Origin of the sequence: Nocardiopsis yanglingensis (assembly GCF_045809185.1) — a bacterium.
In the GTDB taxonomy this organism is placed as follows: Bacteria; Pseudomonadota; Gammaproteobacteria; order Xanthomonadales; family Xanthomonadaceae; genus Stenotrophomonas; species Stenotrophomonas yanglingensis.
Genome location: NZ_JBJNRH010000017.1, coordinates 42,361 through 63,317 on the forward strand (window position 1 = coordinate 42,361; position 20,957 = coordinate 63,317).

Here is a 20,957-nt window from a genome sequence, read left to right on the forward strand (position 1 = left end):
AAATCCCTGATGATTCAATCCGTTGCGCGCTACCGATGGATGGCCGATTGCCAGCCCGGGGCGACGGGCGTGGAATGGATGCACGACACAGGAGGACACCCATGACTGCATCTTCCCCGTGGCTGCCGGACGCCCTCTGGGCCGGCGCCTTCTTTGATGGCCACTGGCAGGCTGCCCCACAACGGCACCCGGTGATTGAACCGGCCACCGGCCAGCAGCTCGGCGAGATCGGCCTGGCCGACCCGGCGCAGGTCGCGCGTTCGTCCGCCGCCGCCGCGCAGGCCCAGCAGGCGTGGGCGGCGGCGCCCTATGAACAGCGTGCCGACGTGCTGCGCAAGGCTGCGCGTCTGGCCGAAGAAAACATCGACACCCTGGTCGAGTGGCTGGTGCGCGAAAGCGGTTCGACCCGCCTGAAGGCCGGCTTCGAAGCCAAGGTGACCATCAAGGCACTGCATGAAGCTGCGGCGTTGCCGTCGCGCAGCACGGGTGAGATTCTGCCATCCGAACCGGGCAAGCTGAACCTGGCGCGGCGCCGCCCGCTGGGCGTGGTCGGGGTCATCTCGCCGTTCAATTTCCCGCTCTACCTGGCGATGCGCGCGGTGGCCCCGGCGATTGCGCTGGGCAACGCCGTGGTCCTCAAGCCGGACCCGCGTACGGCGGTATGTGGCGGCGCGGTGATCGCACGCTTGTTCGAGCAGGCGGGCCTGCCGGCAGGCGTGCTGCACATGCTGCCCGGCGATGGCGCGGCCGGGGCCGCACTGACCAGTGATTCGCACGTGGCGATGATCCAGTTCACTGGCTCCACGGCGGCCGGGCGCAAGGTCGGCGAGGCGGCCGGCAGGCATCTGAAGAAGGTCTCGCTGGAACTGGGCGGCAAGAATTCGTTGATCATCCTGGATGATGCAGACCTGGACCTGGCGGTGGCCAACACCGCGTGGGGCGTCTACCTGCACCAGGGCCAGATCTGCATGGCGACCGGCCGCGTGCTGGTGCACCGGAAGATCCACGACACGTTCCTGCAGAAACTGGTGGCCAAGGCCAACGCGCTGAAGGTGGGCGACCCGGCACGTGAGGATGTGGCGATCGGCCCGCTGATCAATGCCGGCCAGCGCGACCATGCCGCACGCCTGGTCGAGCAGGCCGTGCAGGCCGGTGCCACGCTGGAAGCGGGAGGCACGCATCGGGACCTGTTCTTCGCACCCACCGTGCTCGGCAATGTTGCGGCCGACAATCCGGCCTTCAGCGAGGAGATATTCGCGCCGGTGGCGGTGGTGGTGCCGTTCGATGATGACGACGAAGCCGTGCGTCTGGCCAACGACAGCGAGTACGGGCTGTCGATGGCGATCGTGTCCAGCAATGTCGGCCGCGCGCTGAAGATCGGCGAGCGCCTGCGCACCGGCCTGCTGCACATCAACGACCAGACGGTGAACGACGAAGTGATCAATCCCTTCGGCGGCGTCGGTGCATCCGGCAACGGCACCAGCATCGGTGGCCCCGCCAACGGCGAGGAGTTCACCCAGTGGCAGTGGTTGACCGTCAAGGGCGAAGCGCCCGCTTACCCGATCTGATCGAAGGAGCCATCACGATGAACGACAACAACGCAACGCGTGAGATCACCGCCGCCGTGGTACGCGGCAAGGAGCAGCCCTTCGTCATCGAGCAGGCGACGCTGCGCGGCCCGCAGGACGACGAGGTGCTGGTGAAGGTGGTGGCCACCGGCCTGTGCCACACCGACCTGATCGTGCGCGATCAGTACTATCCAGTGCCGCTGCCGGCGGTGCTCGGCCATGAGGGTGCCGGCATCGTCGAAGCGGTTGGCCCGAACGTGCGCGACCTCAAGGCGGGGGATCACGTGGTACTGACCTATGGCGCCTGTGGTCACTGCAATCCCTGCCGGGGCGGACACGGTGCCTATTGCAGGGATTTCTTCGGGCTCAACTTCGGCGGCGACGATGGCCACGGCCATACCGCCATCACCGATGCGCAGGGCCAGCCGCTGCACGATCACTTCTTCGCCCAGTCCTCGTTTGCCACCTACGCGCTGGCCCGCGAGATCAATGCGATCAAGGTGCCTGATGACGCACCACTGGAATTGCTGGGCCCGCTGGGGTGCGGCATCCAGACCGGTGCCGGTGCGGTGCTCAACTCGCTGCAGGTGCGGTCCGGCAGCAGCTTTGCAAGCTATGGTGCCGGTGCGGTGGGCCTGAGTGCAGTGATGGCGGCCAAGGTGGCCGGCGCCACCACCATCATCGCCATCGACGTGGTGCCTTCGCGCCTGCAGCTTGCGCTGGAGCTGGGAGCCACCCACGTGGTCAACAGCCGGGAGACTGATGTGATCGAGGCGGTGCGCGCGATCACCGGTGGTGGTGCTGACTTCGCGCTGGAATCGACCGGCCGTCCGGACGTGTTGTCCGCCGGCATCGAGGCGCTGGGTGGGCTGGGCATGATGGGCGTGGTCGGTGCGCCGAAGCTGGGCACCACCGCCAGTTTCGATGTGAACAACCTGCTGCTGGGTGGTCGCAGCATCCGCGGCATCGTCGAGGGTGACAGCGTGCCGCAGGTGTTCATTCCGCAGCTGGTGACCCTGTTCCAGCAGGGGCGCTTTCCGTTCGACAAGCTGGTGAAGTTCTATCCGTTGGAACAGATCAACCAGGCGGCCGAAGACAGCACGAAGGGAATCACGCTCAAGCCGGTCCTGCGGATCGCGGCGTAAGGGTGGGGTGGGTTTGCAGGGCTGCGCCCTGCACCCGCCGAAGCAATGGCAACCGCCAGAGCAACAGCAGAAGCTGGATTCCTGAGCTTGGCGGGGTGGGTCCGGTTGCTGTTGGTGGGTGCCGACCGTTGGTCGGCACGGGGTCGGAGCCGTTCTCCAAAGTAAAACGGCTCTGACCGCTTGTTTGAACCGCTGGCGGGAACATTCCGTTGTCGGAACGTAACGGGGCGTTGCCGCCGACGGGTGTACGCTGCGTCCATGATGGCCACGACAGTCGGGCAGCAACAACTGGTGGCGGCACGTGCCGCTTTCGCCGAGGGCGATGCGCGCTCATTGGGCGTGTTGCCGCTGCCGCTGCAGCAGTCATGGCTGCGTTCGCGCGCGGCGGGCCTGCAGCCGGGGCAGGAGCCGGACTATCGGCCGCTGCTGGGCGATGGCCGCCATCTGTCCCATCCCGATGACCGACGCCTGGCGCGCTGCGTGAAGCCGGAGCTGGAACAGCTCTGGGCGGCGTTCGGTGGGCGTGGCTGGACGATGTTCTGCGCCAACCGCGACGGCATGGTGATCGCGCAGCAGGCCCATGGCCTGGAAGATGCTCCCTTGCTGCGGCCGATCCAGGTCGGGCGACAGCTGGGCGAGACGGAGATCGGCACCACCGCGCCAGCGGTCAGTCTGGCCGACGATGTGCCGGCACTGGTGCGCGGCAATGAACATTACCTGCAGCGGTTCGCGCCGGTGTTCTGCCTGAGCGAGCCACTGCACGACCTCGACGGTCGGGTCTGCGGGGTGATCGATATCACCGGTCTTGGCGAGCGCGATCCCGTCCTGCTGCAGGGCTATTTCCGGCAGGCTGCGCTGGCCAGCGAAAATCGCTTGTTCCACAGCCTCACCGACGTGCACCTGCTCGCCGTGCAACATGATCCGCGCTGGCTGGCGTCACCGCTGCAGGGACTGCTGGCGGTGCAGGAGGATGGCCAGCTGCGTGCAGCCAACCGTGTTGCACGGCGCCTGCTGGGCCTGCCACGGCGGGGGCCATTGCCGCTGCTGGATCTTGAGGCGCTGTTTGCTGGCGCCAGTGCGGCGCAACGGCGTCGCCTGCTGCAACCGGGCGCAGCGCATCGGGTCCGGCTGGGCGAGGGCAGCGCGGTCTACCTGCAGCATCTGCAGGCACCGCGAGGTGCATTGCGGCGCGGCGCGCAGCAGATTGCGCCGATAAACCCGGGTGCGCCGCAGCTGCGTGAACAGCAGCGCGAGGCGGCACGCCGTGCGGCACAGGCCGCTGACGGCAACCTCAGCCTGGCCGCACGCCAGTTGGGAATCTCGCGCACCACGCTGTACAAGCTGCTGCGCGATTGACCGCGTAGTCCACCGGGCATGGCCCGGCGGATGCCTCAGTCGCGGAAGTTGTTGAACTGCAGCGGCAGCTCGAACTTGCCGGCCTTGAGTACGGCAATGGCGTCCTGCAGGTCGTCGCGCTTCTTGCCCTGCACGCGCAGCTTGTCGCCGTTGATCTGGCTTTCCACCTTCAGCTTGGCGTCCTTCAGTGCCGCCGCGATCTTCTTGGCAATCTTCTGCTCGATGCCCTGCTTGACGGTGATCTTCTGCCGGGCCTGGGCCAGGTTGGTCTCGATGTCGCCGAACTCCAGGCTGAGCACGTCGATGCCGCGCGCGGCCAGGCGGGCACGCAGGATGTCGTTCATCTGCTTGAGCTGGAACTCGGTCGGCGCCGTCTGGTTGATGACATCGCCATCTCGCTCGAACTTGGCGTCCACGCCCTTGAAGTCGAAGCGGGTGGCCAGTTCGCGGTTGGCCTGGTCGATGGCGTTGGTCAGCTCGTGGGTGTCGACTTCGGACACGACGTCGAAGGAAGGCATGGGCGGTGCTCCGCAGAATTCAGTGGCGCTCATTCTATCGCGCCGGCCCGCATGCCCGCGTTCTGTAGAGTCGAGCCATGCTCGGCTGCTTTGTGAAGAGCAGTCGAGCATGGCTGGACTCTACAATCCGGTGCGGTCGGCGATAATGAGCCATGAACCTGCAACGCTCCCCTTCGCGCGCGGTGGCCTGGATGGTCGCTGCGGTGGCCTGTTTCTCGCTGATGGACGCCGGCATGAAGCAGCTGTCGGCCAGCTATCCCACGCTGGAAGTGACTTTCCTGCGTGGCGCGGCCTCGTTGCCGTTCGTGCTGGTCTGGGTGCTGGTCAGCGCCGGCCCGCGCTCGCTGATCCCGCGCCGCTGGGGCCTGCACCTGCTGCGTGGCGGGCTGGGCATGGCGATGATCGGCTGCTTCGTGTTCGCCCTGCGCGACCTGCCGCTGTCCACCGCCTACACCATCTATTTCGTTGCCCCGCTGCTGATCGCCGCGCTGTCGGTGCCGTTGCTGGGCGAGCGCGTCGGGCCGCGGCGCTGGGTCGCCATCGGCATCGGCCTGGTGGGCGTGCTGGTGGTGCTGCGGCCGGGTGTGGACGGCTTCATTTCGGTGCCCGGCCTGATGGTGCTGGCGGCGGCAACGGCCTATGCCGTGGCGGCGATCACGGTCAGCCTGCTGACCCGCACCGATACCTCGCAGTCGATGGTGGTCTGGTTCCTGGTGATCATGGCCATCGGCGCCGGCCTGCTGGCCATGCCCGGCTGGGTACCGCTGCAGCTGGCACACGCACCGCTTATCGCCGGCATGGGTCTGGCCGGGGCGCTCGGTCAGATCGCCCTGACCAAGGCCTTCCAGCTGGGCGAGGCCTCGATGATCGCGCCGCTGGAGTACAGCGGCCTGGTCTGGGTGATCGGCTGGGATCTGGCCTTCTGGGGCGAGCTGCCGGACAGCTATACCTGGGTGGGTGCGGCAATCATCGTCGCCTCGGGCCTGTACCTGCTGCACCGTGAGCGGGTGAACCGGCAGGAACCGCCGAAGCCGCTGGACCATCCCTGAGTCGGTTGGGCCGGGGAATGGGGTCAGAGCCCCTGCGGGGCTCTGACCCCAGCCAACGCGCCGGCGTGGGCGCCTTAGAACCAAAAGGAATAACATTCTGGCCCATGGCGCGGGCGCGCGACCGCCTGCGCTGGTAGGCTGCACGCCCCCTTCCGTCACCCAGCCGGTGAGCCACGCCCGTGATCGAGTTCCAGCGCCTGCACAAATCCTATGCCGTTGCCGGCCGCGCAGTCAGCGCGCTGCAACCGCTGGACCTGACCATCGAGGCCGGTGAAGTATTCGGCATCATCGGCCATTCCGGTGCCGGCAAATCGACCCTGATCCGCATGATCAACCGCCTGGAAGAACCCAGCGGTGGCCGTTTGCTGATCGGTGGCGAGGATGTCACCGCGTTGGACGCGGATGGCCTGCGCACGCTGCGTCGGCGCATCGGCATGATCTTCCAGCACTTCAACCTGCTGTCGTCACGCACGGTGGCTGGCAATGTCGCCTTCCCGCTGGAGTTGGCTGGCACGCCGAAGGCGGAGATCGACGCGCGCGTGGCCGAGCTGCTGCAGACCGTGGGCCTGGAAGCGCATGCGCAGAAGTATCCGGCGCAGCTGTCCGGTGGCCAGAAGCAGCGCGTCGGCATCGCCCGCGCGCTGGCGACCCGCCCGCAGATCCTGCTGTGCGACGAGGCCACCAGTGCGCTGGATCCGCAGACCACGGCCTCGGTGCTGTCGCTGCTGTCGAAGATCAACCGCGAGCTGGGCCTGACCATCGTGTTGATCACCCACGAGATGGACGTGATCCGCCGTGTCTGCGACCGCGTTGCTGTGCTCGATGCCGGGCAGATGGTCGAGACCGGACCGGTTACCCGGGTGTTCCTGCATCCGCAGCACCCGACCACGCGCCGGTTCGTCAGCGAATCGGAGCACGTGGACGAAGGGGCGTTGCACCGCGATTTCGATGCCGTCGGTGGCCGCATCGTGCGGCTGACCTTCCTTGGCGGAGATACCTACGAACCCCTGCTCGGCAGTGTCGCGCGGGAGACCGGTGTCGATTACAACATCCTGTCCGGCCGTATCGACCGGATCAAGGACACCCCGTATGGCCAGCTGGTGGTCGCCCTGGTGGGCGGTGACCAGTCCGCCGCGCAGGCCGCGTTCGTGGCCGCCGGCGTGCACGTTGAGGAACTGCGTCGATGATCATCGCCACTGCCGGCGGCTTCTTCCGCCACCTGGATGCGGGCAAGTGGGCCGACATCGGCCAGGCCACCATCGACACCCTGCTGATGCTGCTCGGTTCGCTGCCGCTGACCCTGGCCATCGGCCTGCCCCTGGGCGTGCTGCTGTACCTGTTCGGCGCGCCGCAGATGAAGCGCCGGCCGTTCGCCTACGGCGTGCTGGCGCTGGTGGTGAACCTGCTGCGCTCGGTGCCTTTCATCATCCTGATGATCGTGCTGATCCCGGTCACGCTGTTCCTGATGGGGACGTCGCTGGGTGTACGCGGTGCGATCGTGCCGTTGGTGATCGGTGCCGCGCCGTTCTACGCGCGCCTGGTCGAGACCGCGCTGCGCGAAGTGGACCGTGGCGTGATCGAAGCGACCCAGTCGATGGGTGCCACCACCTGGCAGCTCGTCACCCGCGTGCTGCTGCCGGAGGCGCGTCCGGGGCTGATCGCTGGCGCAACGGTCACTACCGTGGCGCTGATCGGCTTCACCGCGATGGGCGGTGCGATCGGTTCCGGTGGCCTCGGCGACCTGGCCTTCCGCGACGGCTACCAGCGCTCGCACACCGACGTGGCCCTGGTCACCGTGGTCCTGCTGCTGGTCCTTGTGCAGCTGCTGCAGATGCTCGGCGACCGCCTGGTCGCGCATTACAGCCGCAAATAATCGGTTCGTCCGCCGTGCCATGCCCGGCATGATCGTGGTAGCCGGCCAGCGGCCGGTTCTACCTCATCGCCTGGAAACGGTAGTGCCGGCCGCTGGCCGGCAGAGCCTGCAGAACTTCGACAGTGTGCCTGTCATAGCGCCAGGCTCTGGAAGCCGCCACACCCATCAGGAATCAATATCGCCAGACTGGGACTGGCAGCACACCCCGTTCCTTGGTATGTTCCGTTCAACGTAATACGTTTTACGGAATGATCCGTTCATTCCGCTGCAAGCAGACCCGTGCCCTGTTTGAAGGAACCTGTCCACGTGCCTGGCTTTCGATCCGGCAGGCTGCCGAGCGCAAACTCCAACTGCTCGACTCGGCACAGACGTTGGCATTCCTGCGCAGCCCGCCCGGGAACCGACTCGAGGCGCTGTCAGGTGATCGGAGAGGGCAGTACAGCTTGCGTATCAATGACCAGTGGCGGCTGTGCTTTACCTGGACCGACAACGGCGCCGATGCCGTGGAAATTGTTGACTATCACTGAGGTGCCCGCCATGAAGCGTCCCCACAACGGCATGCGCGCCATCCATCCTGGCGAGATCCTGCGCGAAGAGTTCCTGATGCCTCTGGCGTTGAGCGTGAACGCGCTGGCAAGGGCCTTGGATGTTCCCGCAACACGGCTGCACGCCATCGTGCACGGGGAGCGCAGTATTTCGGCCGATACCGCGGCACGGCTGGCGCGACATTTTGGTGGGGATGCCGCGTCCTGGCTTGCGATGCAGGCGGCCTACGACCTCAAGACATTGCCAACGCGCAGCGAGATCGAGCGACGGGTGCAGCCGCGGGCAGCGTGAATTCGGGGCGCACGGACCGAGGTCCGCGGCCACAATCCAGTCAACGCACGTTCGGTACTTCGTAGCCCAGCTTGCCGACCTGCTCCGGGTGCTGCGGCACGCGCTTGAGCTTGTCGGTGTTCACGCCGTACTCGTCGCGCAGTCGCTCTGCGAGCTCCTTGTACAGGGCTTTGTCCATGTCCGGCGTACGCGAGAAGATCCAGGCCATTTCACGGCCGGGATAGCCGATCAGCGCCCACGAATAGTCCGGGGCCACTTCCAGTACCCGCGAATGGGTGGGCACCACGCGGTAGAACCAGGTGCGCCAGCCGTGGTTGCCGCTGTCCGGATCGACGCTGGCGCGCGCGCGGACTTCCTGCAGCGGTTCGCCGAAGCCATCGCGGTAGCGGTAGGTGATGCCGACCTTGTGCGCGTCGCGGAGCTCATACTCGTTGACGCTGGCCACATGGCCCCGTTCGATGAAGTTCGGCACGCGGCCGATCACGTACCAGGTGCCCATGAAACGCTTCAGGTCGATCGGCGCATCCGGGTCGGCGGCGCGCGGAGCGCTGGCACGGGGCGACGGCGGCTCACTGGCGGCCACGGCGGGGCCCGCCAGGGACAGAGCCAGCAGCACGGCGCAGAGCGGGCGGATCGAAGTCATGCGGGAGCGGGCTCCAGTGGGCTTGCACGCGCATGGTCGACTGTGTGCACGCGATCCGTCAATGGTGTCGCACCCTGTGAGAAGGGCCTTGCCCAAGCTGTGTTGCATTGTCCACCGGAGAAGCCCCATGAACGCACGTTCCGTCCGCCGCCCTGCAACTGAACGCGTCATCATTGAACGCGCCGATCCACGCCTGCTGCGCAGCGTGCGACAGGTGGCGCTGGCCGGTGTGGCATTGGTGCTGGTCTGGCCAGCTGCGCGGGGCAGCAACGCCTGGCTGGGCTGGCTGCCGATGTGGCTGGTCGGCATGCCACTGGTGGCCTGGTGGGCGCTGCTGCGCTTCCCGCTGCCTGGACTGTCGTGGCTGCGGCTGGCCCGGCGTACCGGTGGACAGGCCCGTCGTCGCGCCGGCGGCACGACCCGTAGCCGGCGCAGCCCCGCGGCCACGGCCTGACCTTCGACACGGGGGCGGCCGCGACATTCCGTGCTAGCGTTCCACGGCTTATGACTGCCTGGAGCTGCAATGTCACGACTCGCTTCCGCCTGCCTGCTGGCTGGCATGATGACCGCTGCCTCGGTGGGGACCGCCGTGGCCGCTGAAGACACCGACCGTTACGCCTGGCTCGAAGACGTCACCGGCGACAAGCCGCTGACCTGGGTCAAGGAACAGAACGCCAAGTCCGAGGCGCGCCTGGCGCAGAGCCCGGCCTTCAAGCAGATGGAGGCCAGCATCCGCGAGGTGCTCGACTCCGATGCAAAGATTCCCGCCGTGCAGAAGATCGGCGACTACTACTACAACTTCTGGAAGGACCAGCAGCATGAGCGCGGCCTGTGGCGCCGCACCACGCTGGCCGAATACCGCAAGGCCTCGCCGCAGTGGGAGACCGTGCTCGATCTGGATGCGCTGAACAAGGCCGAGGGTGAGAACTGGGTCTGGCACGGTGCCGACTGCCTGCGCCCGGACTACAGCCGCTGCCTGATCGCGCTGTCGCGTGGCGGTGCGGATGCCGACGTCACCCGCGAATTCGATCTGTCCAACAAGACCTGGATCAAGGACGGCTTCTTCCGTCCCGAGTCGAAGGGTGGCCTCAACTGGATCGATCGCGACACCGTGTTCGTCTACACCGACTTCGGTGCCGGCACGATGACCACGTCGGGCTACCCGCGCGTGGCCAAGCTGTGGAAGCGCGGCACGCCGATGGCCTCGGCCACCGTGGTGTATGAAGGCAAGCCGGAAGACATGTACATCGCGGCGATGCACGATGACACCCCGGGCTTCGAGCGCAACCTGGTCAGCCGCACCCTGGCTTTCTACAACAACGAGATCTACCTGCGCGGCGACGACGGCACGCTGACCAAGATCGATGCGCCGAACTCGGCCGAGAAGGGCCTGCACAAGCAGTGGCTGACCCTGGAACTGCGCGACCCGTGGACCGTGGGCGGCAAGACCTATGCCTCCGGTTCGCTGCTGGCCACCAAGCTGGATGACTTCCTGGCCGGCAAGCGCGACTTCGAGGTGCTGTTCACCCCGACCGCGACCACCTCGCTGGCCAGCGCCACCTGGACCAAGAGCCATCTGGTGCTGAACGTGCTGGACGACGTCAAGAACCGCCTGTCGGTGCTGACCCCGGGCGCCGATGGCTGGCAGACCAGTCGCTTCGTCGGCGCGCCGGCCTTCGGCACGCTGGGGGTGGCTGCGGTGGACAGCAACGACAGCGACGCAGTGTGGCTGACCGCCACCGACTACCTGACCCCGACCACGCTGGCACTGGCCGAGATCGGCCAGGCGCCGGAAACGCTGAAGACCATGCCGGCCTTCTTCGATGCCAAGGGCAAGGTGATCGAGCAGCACTTCGCCACCAGCAAGGACGGCACCCGCGTGCCGTACTTCGTGGTGCACGACAAGGCAATGAAGCTGGACGGCTCCAACCCGACCCTGCTGTACGGCTATGGTGGCTTCGAGATCTCGCTGACCCCGAACTATTCCGGTGGCATGGGTCGCGCCTGGCTGGAGAAGGGCGGCGTGTACGTGGTCGCCAACATCCGTGGCGGCGGCGAGTACGGTCCGCGCTGGCACCAGGCCGCGCTGAAGCAGAACCGCCACAAGGCCTATGAAGACATGGCCGCGGTGGCGCGCGATCTGGTCAAGCGCAAGATCACCACCGCCAAGCACCTGGGCGTGCAGGGCGGCAGCAACGGTGGCCTGCTGACCGGCAACATGCTGACCCAGTACCCGGAACTGTTCGGTGCAGTGGTCGTGCAGGTGCCGCTGCTGGACATGAAGCGCTACAGCCATCTGCTGGCCGGTGCTTCGTGGATGGCCGAGTACGGCAACCCGGACACCAGCGACTGGGACTTCATCAAGACCTTCTCGCCGTACCACCTGTTCGACGCGAAGAAGAACTACCCGCCGGTGCTGTTCACCACCTCCACCCGCGATGACCGCGTGCACCCGGGCCATGCCCGCAAGATGGCGGCGAAGATGATCGACGCCGGCAAGGACGTGACCTACTACGAGAACATCGAAGGTGGCCACGGCGGTGCAGCCAACAACGCGCAGGCCGCGCACATGTCGGCGCTGGCCTACAGCTTCCTGTGGGAGCGGTTGGGCGGCAAGTGATGGAATGAAAAACGCCGCCCTCGGGCGGCGTTTTTCGTTGGGTCCACGCATCCACGCATGGCGTGGATCTACCCATGTACCGTGCGCCGGACCAGTAGATCCACGCCATGCGTGGATGCTGTTCGCGCGGGCGGTCAGGCGCCCCAGCTTTTCAACCCGCGCGCGATCCGCGCCACCGCCTCCTGCAGCCGCGGCACTTCCTGGGTATAGGCCAGGCGCACATGCTGGTTGGCGCGATGGAAACCGAAATCCAGCCCCGGGGTGAACGCCACGTGCTCGGTTTCCAGGAAGTGGGTGCAGAACGCCTGCGCGTCATCGGTGAATGCGCTGACATCGGCGTACAGGTAGAAGGCGCCCTGCGGCTCGACTTCGATGCGGAAGCCCAGTTCACGCAATGCCGGCAACAGGAAGTCGCGGCGCTGCCGGAAGGCTTCTCGACGCTGCTCGAAGATTGCCATCGACTCCTCGCTGAAACAGGCCAGTGCGGCATGCTGGGCGATGCTCGACGCGCTGATGTACAGGTTCTGGGCCAGCTTCTCCAGGTCCGGCACGGCTGCTGGCGGTGCCACCAGCCAGCCCAGCCGCCAACCGGTCATGCCGAAGTATTTGGAGAAGCTGTTCAGCACGAACGCGCTGTCATCCACCTGCAGCACGCTGGGTGCATCCAGGCCGTAGGTCAGTCCGTGGTAGATCTCGTCCACCACCAGGTGGCCGCCGCGCGCGTGCAGGGTCTGCGACAGGGCGGCCAGCTCGTCGGCGGAGAGCACGGTACCGGTCGGGTTGGCCGGCGATGCAACCAGTGCGCCCACGCTGTCGGCATTCCAGTGCTGTTCCACCAGCGACGGGGTCAATTGATAGGCAGTGTCCGGCCCGACCGGCACCAGCTGTGCGCCGCCTTCCACCAGGCGCAGGAAATGGCGGTTGCATGGATAACCGGGGTCGGCCAGCAGCCAGTGGCGACCGGGATCGACCAGCAGGCTGCTGGCCAGCAGCAGCGCGCCGGAGCCGCCGGGGGTGACCAGGATGCGTTCGGGGTCGATGTCCAGCCCGTAGTGGCTGCGATAGAACCCGCTGATCGCCTGGCGCAGGGCCGGCAGGCCACGTGCGGCAGTGTAGCGGGTATGGCCGGCGGCCAATGCAGCCTGGCCGGCACGCACGACCGGTTCGGCCGTGGTGAAGTCCGGCTCACCGATCTCCAGATGGATCACATCGTGGCCGGCCTGCTCCAGCGCCTGCGCACGGGCCAGCAGGGACATCACGTGGAACGGGGCAATTTCATGGCTGCGCCGGCTGTAGCCCGGCGTGTGGGGCAGGGTACTCATGTGCCCATGGTACGCCGGCCGGCACGACCCATGACGATCCGCAGGGTTGCCGCATTGCCGGGATTGGGGTCAGATCCCTTGTCGGGAAAAGGGATCTGACCCCGCCGAAGACCATTGCATTGATGCGCCTGGAGCCTTATCTCATGAAATCCACTCTCTGCCTGTTGCTTGCGAGCCTGATGACCACGACCGCTACCGCCGCCACGCCGCCTGTTCCGCCGGATGCCGCCAAGCACCCGCATGTGGTCAAGGCGCCGTTCGGCGCGACCCGTAACGATGACTACTACTGGCTGCGCGACGACAAGCGCGAGAACAAGGACATGCTGGCCTACCTGCAGGCCGAGAATGCCTACGCCGACCAGCTGCTGGCACCGCTGAAGCCGCTGGAAGACACCCTGTACAAGGAGATCGTCGGCCGCATCAAGCAGGACGATTCCAGCGTGCCGGCGCGTGAGCGCGGCTACTGGTACTACAGCCGCTTCGAGACCGGCCAGGACTACCCGATCCACGCGCGCCGCAAGGGTAGCATGGACGCGGCCGAAGAGATCCTGCTGGACGTCAACGCCATGGCCGCCGGCAAGGGCTACTTCAGCGTCGGCTCGATGGAGGTCAGCCAGGACAACCAGCTGCTGGCCTGGGCCGATGATGATGTGGGCCGCCGCCAGTACACGATCCGCTTCAAGGACCTGGCCACCGGCAAGGTGCTGCCCGATGTGATCACCGGCAGCTCCGGCGACCTGGTCTGGGCCGACGACAACCGCACCGTGCTGTATGTCGAGAACGATCCGGAAACGCTGCTGACCGTGCGCGTCAAGAAGCACGTGCTGGGCACCCCGGCCAGTACCGACACCGTCGTCTACGAAGAGAAGGACGACAGCTTCTACATGGGCATCGGCCGCACCCGTGACGATCGCTTCATCACCATCGGCGTGCACAGCACCGTGTCCTCGGAAGAGCGCTACGCGCCGGCCAGCGACCCGACCACGTTCACCGTACTGGCGCCGCGCCAGCGCGATGTCGAGTACGACGCTGACCACTACGATGGTCGCTGGGTGATCCGCACCAACGACGGTGCGAAGAACTTCAAGCTGGTCACCGCACCGACCGATGCCACCTCGCGTGCGCAGTGGAAGGACTGGATCGCGCATGACGATGCGGTGTTCATCGAAGGCTTCGAACTGTTCGATGGCTACACCGCCATCGCCGAACGTTCCGAAGGCCTGGAGCGTATCCGCCTGCTGTTCAAGGATGGCCGCAGCGACTACGTGAAGGCCGACGAGCCGGCGTATTCGATGGGCCTGGGCGACAACACCGAGGCCGATACGCCGTGGCTGCGCTACGTCTACACCTCGATGACCACCCCGACCACGGTGTTCGAGCTGAACACCGCCACCGGTGAGCGCCGCCAGCTGAAGGTGCAGCCGGTGATCGGCTATGACGCGTCGAAGTACGAAACCGACCGCGTCTGGATCACCGCGCGCGATGGCGTGAAGGTGCCGGTGTCGCTGGTCTACCGCAAGGGCTATCAGAAGGATGGCAAGGGCGCGCTGTTCCAGTACGCCTATGGCAGCTATGGCATGTCGATGGATCCGTACTTCAACCAGACCGCGGTGAGCCTGCTCGACCGTGGCGTGGTGTATGCCATCGCCCACATCCGCGGTGGCCAGGAAATGGGCCGCGACTGGTACGAAAACGGCAAGCTGCTGCACAAGCAGAACACCTTCAATGACTTCGTCGACGTCACCCGTGGCCTGGTGGCGCAGGGCTGGGCGGCGAAGGATCGCGTGGCCGCGTCCGGCGGCAGCGCCGGTGGCCTGCTGATGGGCGCGGTGGCCAACCAGGCGCCGCAGGATTACCGGGTGATGGTGGCGCAGGTGCCGTTCGTCGACGTGGTCACCACCATGCTCGATCCGACCATCCCGCTGACCACCAACGAGTACGACGAGTGGGGCAATCCGGAGCAGAAGCCGTACTACGACTACATGCTGTCCTACTCGCCCTACGACAACGTCAGGAAGCAGGCCTACCCGGCGCTGTTCGTGGGCACCGGCCTGTGGGATTCGCAGGTGCAGTACTGGGAACCTGCCAAGTGGGTGGCCAAGCTGCGTGACGACAACACCGGCCACTACCCGATCCTGTTCCGCACCAACATGGAAGCCGGCCACGGCGGCAAGTCGGGGCGCTTCCAGCGCTACCGCGAGCTGTCCGAGTCGTACGCGTTCGTGCTGCAGCAGCTGGGCATCGCCCAGCCGTAATGGTGCAGGGGTGCCGGGCGTTGCCTGGCACCCCGAACCGGTATCCTTGCGGCCATGAGCCTGCCCGAACCATCCGCACCGCGCGATAGCGCCACGCCACCGCGCGTGGTGCGTTTCCGCTGGGCATGGTGGCTGTTGGCGTATGTCAGCCTCGGCACCGGCATCGTCGGCATCTTCGTGCCGGGCCTGCCGACCACCGTATTCATCCTGATTTCGGCCTGGGCTGCCTCGCGTGGCTCCGAGCGCCTGCACAACTGGCTGCTGCAGCACCCGCGCTTCGGCCCCGCCATCGCCAACTGGCAGGCGCACGGCGCCGTCAGCCGCTACGGCAAGTGGATGGCCACGATCACCATGGCGGTGTGCGCCGGCATCATGCTGTGGTGCGTGCCGATTGCCTGGGTGAAGTGGTTCTCGATCGGCAGCATGACCGTGGTGGCAATCTGGCTGTGGACGCGGCCACTGCCGCCACCGGAGCGGTAGTGCCGGCCGCTGGCCGGCACCCCGGTTCCCTGCACCAACCGCTCAGCCGCCAATGGCTATACTCGGGGCATGAAGATCCCCCATCGAAACGCCATCCTGATTCCGCTGGCAGCGGCCTCGCTGCTGTTCCTCGCCGCCTGCGGCAACAAGGGCCCGCTGGTGCTGCCGCAGAAGCCGGTGCCGGTGGAAGAAACGGTTGAACCGGTTGCCGAGCCCGCTACCGAAGCGACCCCGGCGCAGACCCAGGAAACCGCTACCCCGGCCACGACCGTGGACCCGGCTGCACCGACCACCCCGCCGGCACCCGCGCCAGCGAAGAAGGCGGGCAGCGGGAATGAGTAAGGCCGGTTCCAAGGCCCTGCGCTTCAGCAAGATGCACGGCGCGGGCAATGATTTCGTAGTGATCGACCTGCGTGAAGGCACTGCGCCGCCCACGCCTGAACTGGCCGCGCGCCTGGCCGACCGCCACACCGGCGTCGGCTGCGATCAGATCCTGACCATCGAGGCGCCACGTGCGGAAGGCTCGGTGGCCTCGTACCGCATCTGGAATGCCGACGGTTCCAATTCCGAGCAGTGCGGCAATGGCGCGCGCTGCATCGCGGCCTGGCTGGTGCGCGAGGGCAGCGCGCAGGGCGATGCATTCGTCATCGACAGCCCGCTGGCCAGCCACGAAGTGAAGGTACTGGGCGAGGGGCAGTTTGCGGTGACGATGGGCGTGCCTGCGTTCGAGCCGGTCAACGTGCCGCTGGTGGGCTTCGCCCACGCACGCGAGGAGTACCTGCTGCCGCTGCAGGGCGAGAGCGTACGCTTCGCCGCGGTGTCGATGGGCAATCCGCATGCGGTGATCGAAGTGGGCCTGATCGATGCAGCACCGGTCGAGCGCGTCGGTTCGCTGCTGCAGCAGCATGCCTCGTTCCCGCGCTCGGTGAATGTGGGTTTTGCCCAGGTGATGAGCCCGGCGCATGCACGCCTGCGCGTGTTCGAGCGCGGCGTCGGTGAAACCCTGGCCTGTGGCAGTGGTGCCTGTGCCGCGGCGGTGACCCTGATGCAGCGTGGCCGCCTGCAGCGCGACGCGCGCATCAGCCTTCCCGGGGGTGACCTGCGCATCCAGTGGCCGGGCGATGGCCAGCCGGTGGTGATGGCCGGCCCGACCGCATTCGTCTTCGAAGGGGAGTGGATCGCATGACCGAAACCGTCGACAAGCTCGGGGCCCATGAAGTCGCTGCCTGGTTGCGGCGTCATCCGGGCTTCCTCAAGCAGTTCCCGGACCTGGCCCTGACCCTGGTTGTGCCGCGTGATGACGGCCCGACCGCATCGCTGGCCAGCTACCAGCTGGAAGTGCTGCGCGAGAAGAACCGCGAGCTGGCACGACGGTTGGCCGATCTGGGCGCGACCGCCCAGGTCAATGAACGCCTGGCGGTGCGCACGCACCAGCTGACCCTGGCACTGATGAAGCAGGACACCGCCGCCGACACCCTGCGTGCGATGGCCGCCTCGCTGCAGGAAGATTTCGCCGGCGACCTGGTGCGATTGGTGGTGCACACGCCGGTGGCCGGGTTGGAACAGGCCGACTGGCTGCAGGTGATCGCCGCGGACGATCCGCAGCTGGGCCCGTTCCGCGACTGCCTGAAGGACGGCGAGCCGATCTGCGGCCGCCTGCAGCCGGAAAAGAATGCCGTGCTGTACGGCGTGCGCAGCGAAGAAGTGCAGACCACCGCGCTGCTGCCGTTGCCGGGCGTGGGCCTGATTGCGGTCGGCAGCCACGACCCGAACCGCTTCTACCCGGGCATGGGCACGCTGTTCCTGCGCATGATGGGCGATGCGTTGGCCACCGGCCTGAAGCGCTTCCCGGGCTGAGCAGGACACGACGATGAGCGCGGTACAGGCCTTCCTGCAGCATCTGCAGGTAGAGCGGCGGATGTCGGCACATACGCTCGACGCCTACCGCCGCGACCTGGACGCGCTGTCGGTCTGGGCCGAGCCACGTGGTGTAGCGGTGGAGGCGCTTGATGCTGACGCGGTGCGCCAGTTCGTTGCCGATGAGCACCGCCGCGGCCTGTCGGCCAAGAGCCTGCAGCGCCGCTTGTCCGCCTGCCGCAGCTTCTATGCCTGGCTGCTCAAACACGGGCGCATCGAGGTCAGTCCGGCGGCGACGCTGAAGGCGCCGCGTGCGCCGCGCCGATTGCCGCAGGTGCTTGACGCCGACGAAGCCGTGCAGCTGGTCGAGCTGGAACCGGAAGGCGAGCTCGGCCGCCGTGACCGGGCGCTGCTGGAACTGTTCTATTCCTCCGGCCTGCGCCTGAGCGAAGTCTGCGCGCTGACCTGGCGTGACCTGGATTTCGACAGCGGCCTGGTCAACGTGCTGGGCAAGGGCAACCGCCAGCGTCGGGTGCCGTTCGGCCGGCCCGCACGCGAGGCGCTGCAGGCATGGCGTGCGGAAAGTGGCGGCGGTCCGGCCTCGCCGGTATTTCCCGGCCGCAACGGGCCTATCAGCCAGCGTGCGGTGCAGATCCGCATCCGCCAGCTGGCGCAGCGCCAGGGGCTGTTCAAGCACGTGCACCCGCACATGCTGCGGCACAGTTTCGCCAGCCATATCCTGGAATCGTCCGGCGACCTGCGCGGTGTGCAGGAACTGCTTGGCCATGCCGACATCGCCACCACCCAGATCTACACCCACCTCGATTTCCAGCACCTGGCCAAGGTCTACGACGCCGCGCATCCACGTGCGAAGCGCCGCAGCAGGGACGACAAGGCTGAATAGCCTGCCCTTGATCTGGATCAGGGCAGGGCGGGCGCTACCGGCGCATCGTGGCCGCAGGCCACGAGGACACCGCCGCCATGGCGAAGCCCATACCGTTGCATCCCAAACACCCCGAGCGCATCTGCTGGGGCTGCGACCGCTACTGCGCGGCTGACGCGCTGGCCTGCGGCAATGGCTCCGGCCGCACCCAGCATCCGATCGAGACGCAGGGTGAAGACTGGTACCTCGCCTGGGGCATCGAGCCCAATCCGGACCGGCCATCGCAGGCCAAGCGCTGAACGGCAGGCGTTCCACGTTCGGGCGGCGGGGTCCGCGCGCATTGCGATGCGCTCGTTAAAAGGGCGCCCTCTTCCCATGGGGCGCCACCAAGCGCTGAACGGCAGCCATCCGCGCAGGCTTGATCGCACCCGGCGCTGTCCCCATGTCCCGTGAACAGCTATCGGAGGCCGCATGGACCCCAGTCAGAATCCCAACGTTTTCCACGCCACCACCATCGTCTGCGTCCGTCGCGGCGAGCACGTGGCCATTGCCGGCGACGGCCAGGTCACGCTGGGCCACACCGTGATGAAGGGCAATGCGCGCAAGGTGCGCCGCCTTGGCCGTGACGGTCAGGTGCTGGCCGGCTTCGCCGGTGCCGCCGCCGATGCCTTCACCCTGTTCGAGCTGTTCGAGGCCAAGCTGGAAAAGCACGGCCAGCTGCAGCGCGCTGCGGTCGAGCTGGCCAAGGATTGGCGCACCGAGCGCCGTCTGGGCAAGCTCGAAGCCCTGCTGGCGGTGGCCGACAAGGAAACCTCGCTGATCATCAGCGGCACCGGTGATGTGATCGAGCCGGAGGACGGCATCATCGCCATCGGTTCCGGCGGTTCCTATGCACTGTCGGCTGCCCGCGCGCTGATGGCGCATACCGAACTGGATGCGCGCACCATCGCCAGTGAAGCGATCGGCATCGCCGGCGACATCTGCATCTACACCAACCGCAACGTGGTGGTCGAGGAGCTGTGAGGGCCGTGCCAGCCGCTGGCTGGCAACCTCATGATCCCCCGCACGCGTGCCTGGTTGCCGGCCAGCGGCCGGCACTACCGACACTGAATCCGTGAGCACATCCATGTCGAAGATCGAAGTTTCCTCCGCCACCATGACCCCGCGCGAGATCGTGCAGGAACTGGACCGGCATATCGTGGGCCAGCACGACGCCAAGCGCGCTGTGGCTATCGCCCTGCGCAACCGCTGGCGCCGCATGCAGCTGGTGCCGGAGCTGCGCAATGAAGTGATGCCGAAGAACATCCTGATGATCGGCCCGACCGGCGTCGGCAAGACCGAGATCGCGCGTCGCCTGGCCACGCTGGCCAACGCGCCGTTCGTGAAGGTTGAAGCCACCCGCTTCACCGAAGTCGGCTACGTCGGCAAGGACGTCGAGCAGATCATCCGTGACCTGGCCGATACCGCAGTGAAGCTCTATCGCGAACAGGCCAAGGTGCGCGTGCGTACCCAGGCCGAAGAGCGCGCCGAAGACCGCATCCTCGATGCGCTGCTGCCGCGCCGCAGCGGTGGCATTGGCTTCGATCCGGAAGTCGCCCGCAACGAACCGTCGGCGCAGGACAACGAGACCCGCATCAAGTTCCGCAAGATGCTGCGCAACGGTGAGCTGGACGAGCGCGAGATCGAGCTCGATCTGGCCGCCAATGTCAGCATGGACATCATGACCCCGCCGGGCATGGAGGAAATGGGCCAGCAGCTGAAGTCGATGTTCGCCAACCTCGGCGGCGGCGCCAAGGCGCACAAGCGCACGCTGACCATCAAGGCCGCGCGTCCGCTGCTGATCGAGGAAGAGGCCGGCAAGCTGGTCAACGAAGACGACATCCGCACGGCGGCGATCGAGGCCTGCGAGCAGCACGGCATCGTCTTCATCGACGAGATCGACAAGGTCGCCAAGCGTGGTGACAACGTGGGTGGCGGCGATGTCTCGCGCGAAGGCGTGCAGCGCGACCTGTTGCCGCTGGTGGAAGGCTCCAACGTGTCCACCAAGTACGGCACGATCAAGACCGACCACATCCTGTTCATCGCCTCCGGTGCGTTCCACCTGGCCAAGCCCAGCGATCTGATTCCGGAGCTGCAGGGCCGCTTCCCGATCCGCGTTGAACTGGGTGCGCTGAGCAAGGGTGATTTCGTGCGCATCCTGACCGAGCCGAAGGCCGCGCTGACCAAGCAGTACGAAGCGCTGCTGGCCACCGAAGGCGTCAAGGTCAGCTTCACTGCCGATGCCATTGATCGTCTGGCCGAGATCGCTTTCCAGGTGAACGAGCGCCAGGAGAACATCGGTGCCCGTCGCCTGCATACGGTGCTGGAGCGCCTGCTGGATTCGCTCAGCTACGAGGCACCGGACCGCGACGGCGAGACCCTGGCCATCGACAGTGCTTATGTCGATGCGCATCTGGGTGAGCTGGTGCAGGATCCGGACCTGAGCCGCTACATCCTGTAACGCCCGACGCTGCAAAGCATGAGGCCGCCGAAAGGCGGCCTTCTGCTTTGG

General features: G+C 66.7%; 22 protein-coding genes. 19 read left to right on the forward strand and 3 right to left on the reverse strand.

The annotated features are described in order from the left end of the window. Positions 1-101 precede the first annotated feature (101 nt). From ACJ7C5_RS18355 to ACJ7C5_RS18365, 3 genes are all read left to right on the forward strand, one after another. A complete protein-coding gene (locus tag ACJ7C5_RS18355) occupies positions 102-1,568 on the forward strand; it encodes a benzaldehyde dehydrogenase (RefSeq protein ID WP_412704725.1) in 1,467 nt (488 codons plus the stop codon). A gap of 17 nt (positions 1,569-1,585) precedes the next feature. Then, positions 1,586-2,713: an NAD(P)-dependent alcohol dehydrogenase gene (locus ACJ7C5_RS18360; protein ID WP_094001040.1), complete on the forward strand. Its 1,128-nt coding sequence runs from the start codon at positions 1,586-1,588 to the stop codon at positions 2,711-2,713. A 261-nt stretch (positions 2,714-2,974) separates the two neighbouring features. Next, positions 2,975-4,069, forward strand: coding sequence for a helix-turn-helix domain-containing protein (locus ACJ7C5_RS18365; RefSeq protein ID WP_412704726.1), 1,095 nt, complete (start codon positions 2,975-2,977; stop codon positions 4,067-4,069). Positions 4,070-4,104: 35 nt separating this feature from the next. Here the strand turns inward: ACJ7C5_RS18365 and ACJ7C5_RS18370 are convergent, their stop codons facing one another. Then, positions 4,105-4,587, reverse strand: a complete 483-nt coding sequence (locus ACJ7C5_RS18370) for a YajQ family cyclic di-GMP-binding protein (RefSeq protein ID WP_006471121.1) — start codon at positions 4,585-4,587, stop codon at positions 4,105-4,107. A 152-nt stretch (positions 4,588-4,739) separates the two neighbouring features. Between ACJ7C5_RS18370 and ACJ7C5_RS18375 the strand changes: the two genes are divergently transcribed. From ACJ7C5_RS18375 to ACJ7C5_RS18395, 5 genes are all read left to right on the forward strand, one after another. Then, positions 4,740-5,636, forward strand: coding sequence for a DMT family transporter (locus ACJ7C5_RS18375; protein WP_412704727.1), 897 nt, complete (start codon positions 4,740-4,742; stop codon positions 5,634-5,636). Between the two features lie 179 nt (positions 5,637-5,815). Further along, a complete protein-coding gene (locus ACJ7C5_RS18380) occupies positions 5,816-6,823 on the forward strand; it encodes a methionine ABC transporter ATP-binding protein (RefSeq protein WP_097048848.1) in 1,008 nt (335 codons plus the stop codon). After that, positions 6,820-7,509: a methionine ABC transporter permease gene (locus ACJ7C5_RS18385; protein ID WP_032129021.1), complete on the forward strand. Its 690-nt coding sequence runs from the start codon at positions 6,820-6,822 to the stop codon at positions 7,507-7,509. Before ACJ7C5_RS18380 ends, ACJ7C5_RS18385 begins: the two co-directional genes overlap by 4 nt. A gap of 248 nt (positions 7,510-7,757) precedes the next feature. Beyond that, on the forward strand, positions 7,758-8,036 hold the full coding sequence (locus ACJ7C5_RS18390) for a type II toxin-antitoxin system RelE/ParE family toxin (RefSeq protein WP_097048850.1): 279 nt from the start codon (positions 7,758-7,760) through the stop codon (positions 8,034-8,036). Between the two features lie 10 nt (positions 8,037-8,046). Next, positions 8,047-8,346: a HigA family addiction module antitoxin gene (locus ACJ7C5_RS18395; protein WP_049463234.1), complete on the forward strand. Its 300-nt coding sequence runs from the start codon at positions 8,047-8,049 to the stop codon at positions 8,344-8,346. Between the two features lie 40 nt (positions 8,347-8,386). On the opposite strand, the gene ACJ7C5_RS18400 is transcribed toward ACJ7C5_RS18395, so the two are convergent. Further along, positions 8,387-8,989, reverse strand: a complete 603-nt coding sequence (locus ACJ7C5_RS18400) for a lipocalin family protein (RefSeq protein ID WP_094001036.1) — start codon at positions 8,987-8,989, stop codon at positions 8,387-8,389. Positions 8,990-9,116: 127 nt separating this feature from the next. Between ACJ7C5_RS18400 and ACJ7C5_RS18405 the strand changes: the two genes are divergently transcribed. Both ACJ7C5_RS18405 and ACJ7C5_RS18410 read left to right on the forward strand, forming a co-directional pair. Next, complete coding sequence (locus ACJ7C5_RS18405) at positions 9,117-9,443, forward strand: hypothetical protein (RefSeq protein ID WP_094001035.1); 327 nt, start codon at positions 9,117-9,119, stop codon at positions 9,441-9,443. 69 nt (positions 9,444-9,512) lie between these two features. Then, positions 9,513-11,609, forward strand: coding sequence for a prolyl oligopeptidase family serine peptidase (locus tag ACJ7C5_RS18410; protein WP_094001034.1), 2,097 nt, complete (start codon positions 9,513-9,515; stop codon positions 11,607-11,609). A gap of 134 nt (positions 11,610-11,743) precedes the next feature. Here ACJ7C5_RS18410 and ACJ7C5_RS18415 read toward each other — a convergent pair whose 3' ends face one another. After that, a complete protein-coding gene (locus ACJ7C5_RS18415; protein ID WP_412704728.1) occupies positions 11,744-12,931 on the reverse strand; it encodes a pyridoxal phosphate-dependent aminotransferase in 1,188 nt (395 codons plus the stop codon). Between the two features lie 143 nt (positions 12,932-13,074). On the opposite strand from ACJ7C5_RS18415, the gene ACJ7C5_RS18420 reads away from it, so the two are divergent. From ACJ7C5_RS18420 to hslU, 9 genes are all read left to right on the forward strand, one after another. Further along, entirely contained in the window at positions 13,075-15,186 is a 2,112-nt protein-coding gene (locus ACJ7C5_RS18420) for a S9 family peptidase (protein WP_049421399.1), read from the forward strand. Between the two features lie 54 nt (positions 15,187-15,240). Then, positions 15,241-15,666 carry a YbaN family protein gene (locus ACJ7C5_RS18425; RefSeq protein WP_088027220.1) on the forward strand — a complete coding sequence of 142 codons (426 nt, stop codon included), beginning with the start codon at positions 15,241-15,243 and terminating at the stop codon, positions 15,664-15,666. 69 nt (positions 15,667-15,735) lie between these two features. Further along, positions 15,736-16,008, forward strand: a complete 273-nt coding sequence (lptM, locus tag ACJ7C5_RS18430; protein WP_097048853.1) for an LPS translocon maturation chaperone LptM — start codon at positions 15,736-15,738, stop codon at positions 16,006-16,008. Then, on the forward strand, positions 16,001-16,852 hold the full coding sequence (gene dapF / locus ACJ7C5_RS18435; RefSeq protein WP_412704729.1) for a diaminopimelate epimerase: 852 nt from the start codon (positions 16,001-16,003) through the stop codon (positions 16,850-16,852). The genes lptM and dapF overlap by 8 nt, the downstream gene beginning before the upstream one ends. Beyond that, a complete protein-coding gene (locus ACJ7C5_RS18440; protein ID WP_097048855.1) occupies positions 16,849-17,523 on the forward strand; it encodes a DUF484 family protein in 675 nt (224 codons plus the stop codon). The genes dapF and ACJ7C5_RS18440 overlap by 4 nt, the downstream gene beginning before the upstream one ends. 13 nt (positions 17,524-17,536) lie before the next feature. Continuing rightward, positions 17,537-18,427 carry a tyrosine recombinase XerC gene (xerC, locus tag ACJ7C5_RS18445; RefSeq protein ID WP_412704730.1) on the forward strand — a complete coding sequence of 297 codons (891 nt, stop codon included), beginning with the start codon at positions 17,537-17,539 and terminating at the stop codon, positions 18,425-18,427. A 77-nt stretch (positions 18,428-18,504) separates the two neighbouring features. After that, positions 18,505-18,705 carry a DUF3079 domain-containing protein gene (locus ACJ7C5_RS18450; RefSeq protein WP_032129030.1) on the forward strand — a complete coding sequence of 67 codons (201 nt, stop codon included), beginning with the start codon at positions 18,505-18,507 and terminating at the stop codon, positions 18,703-18,705. 172 nt (positions 18,706-18,877) lie between these two features. Continuing rightward, a complete protein-coding gene (gene hslV, locus ACJ7C5_RS18455) occupies positions 18,878-19,429 on the forward strand; it encodes an ATP-dependent protease subunit HslV (RefSeq protein ID WP_005411093.1) in 552 nt (183 codons plus the stop codon). A gap of 103 nt (positions 19,430-19,532) precedes the next feature. Beyond that, positions 19,533-20,906, forward strand: a complete 1,374-nt coding sequence (hslU, locus tag ACJ7C5_RS18460) for an ATP-dependent protease ATPase subunit HslU (protein WP_014038532.1) — start codon at positions 19,533-19,535, stop codon at positions 20,904-20,906. Positions 20,907-20,957 lie beyond the last annotated feature (51 nt).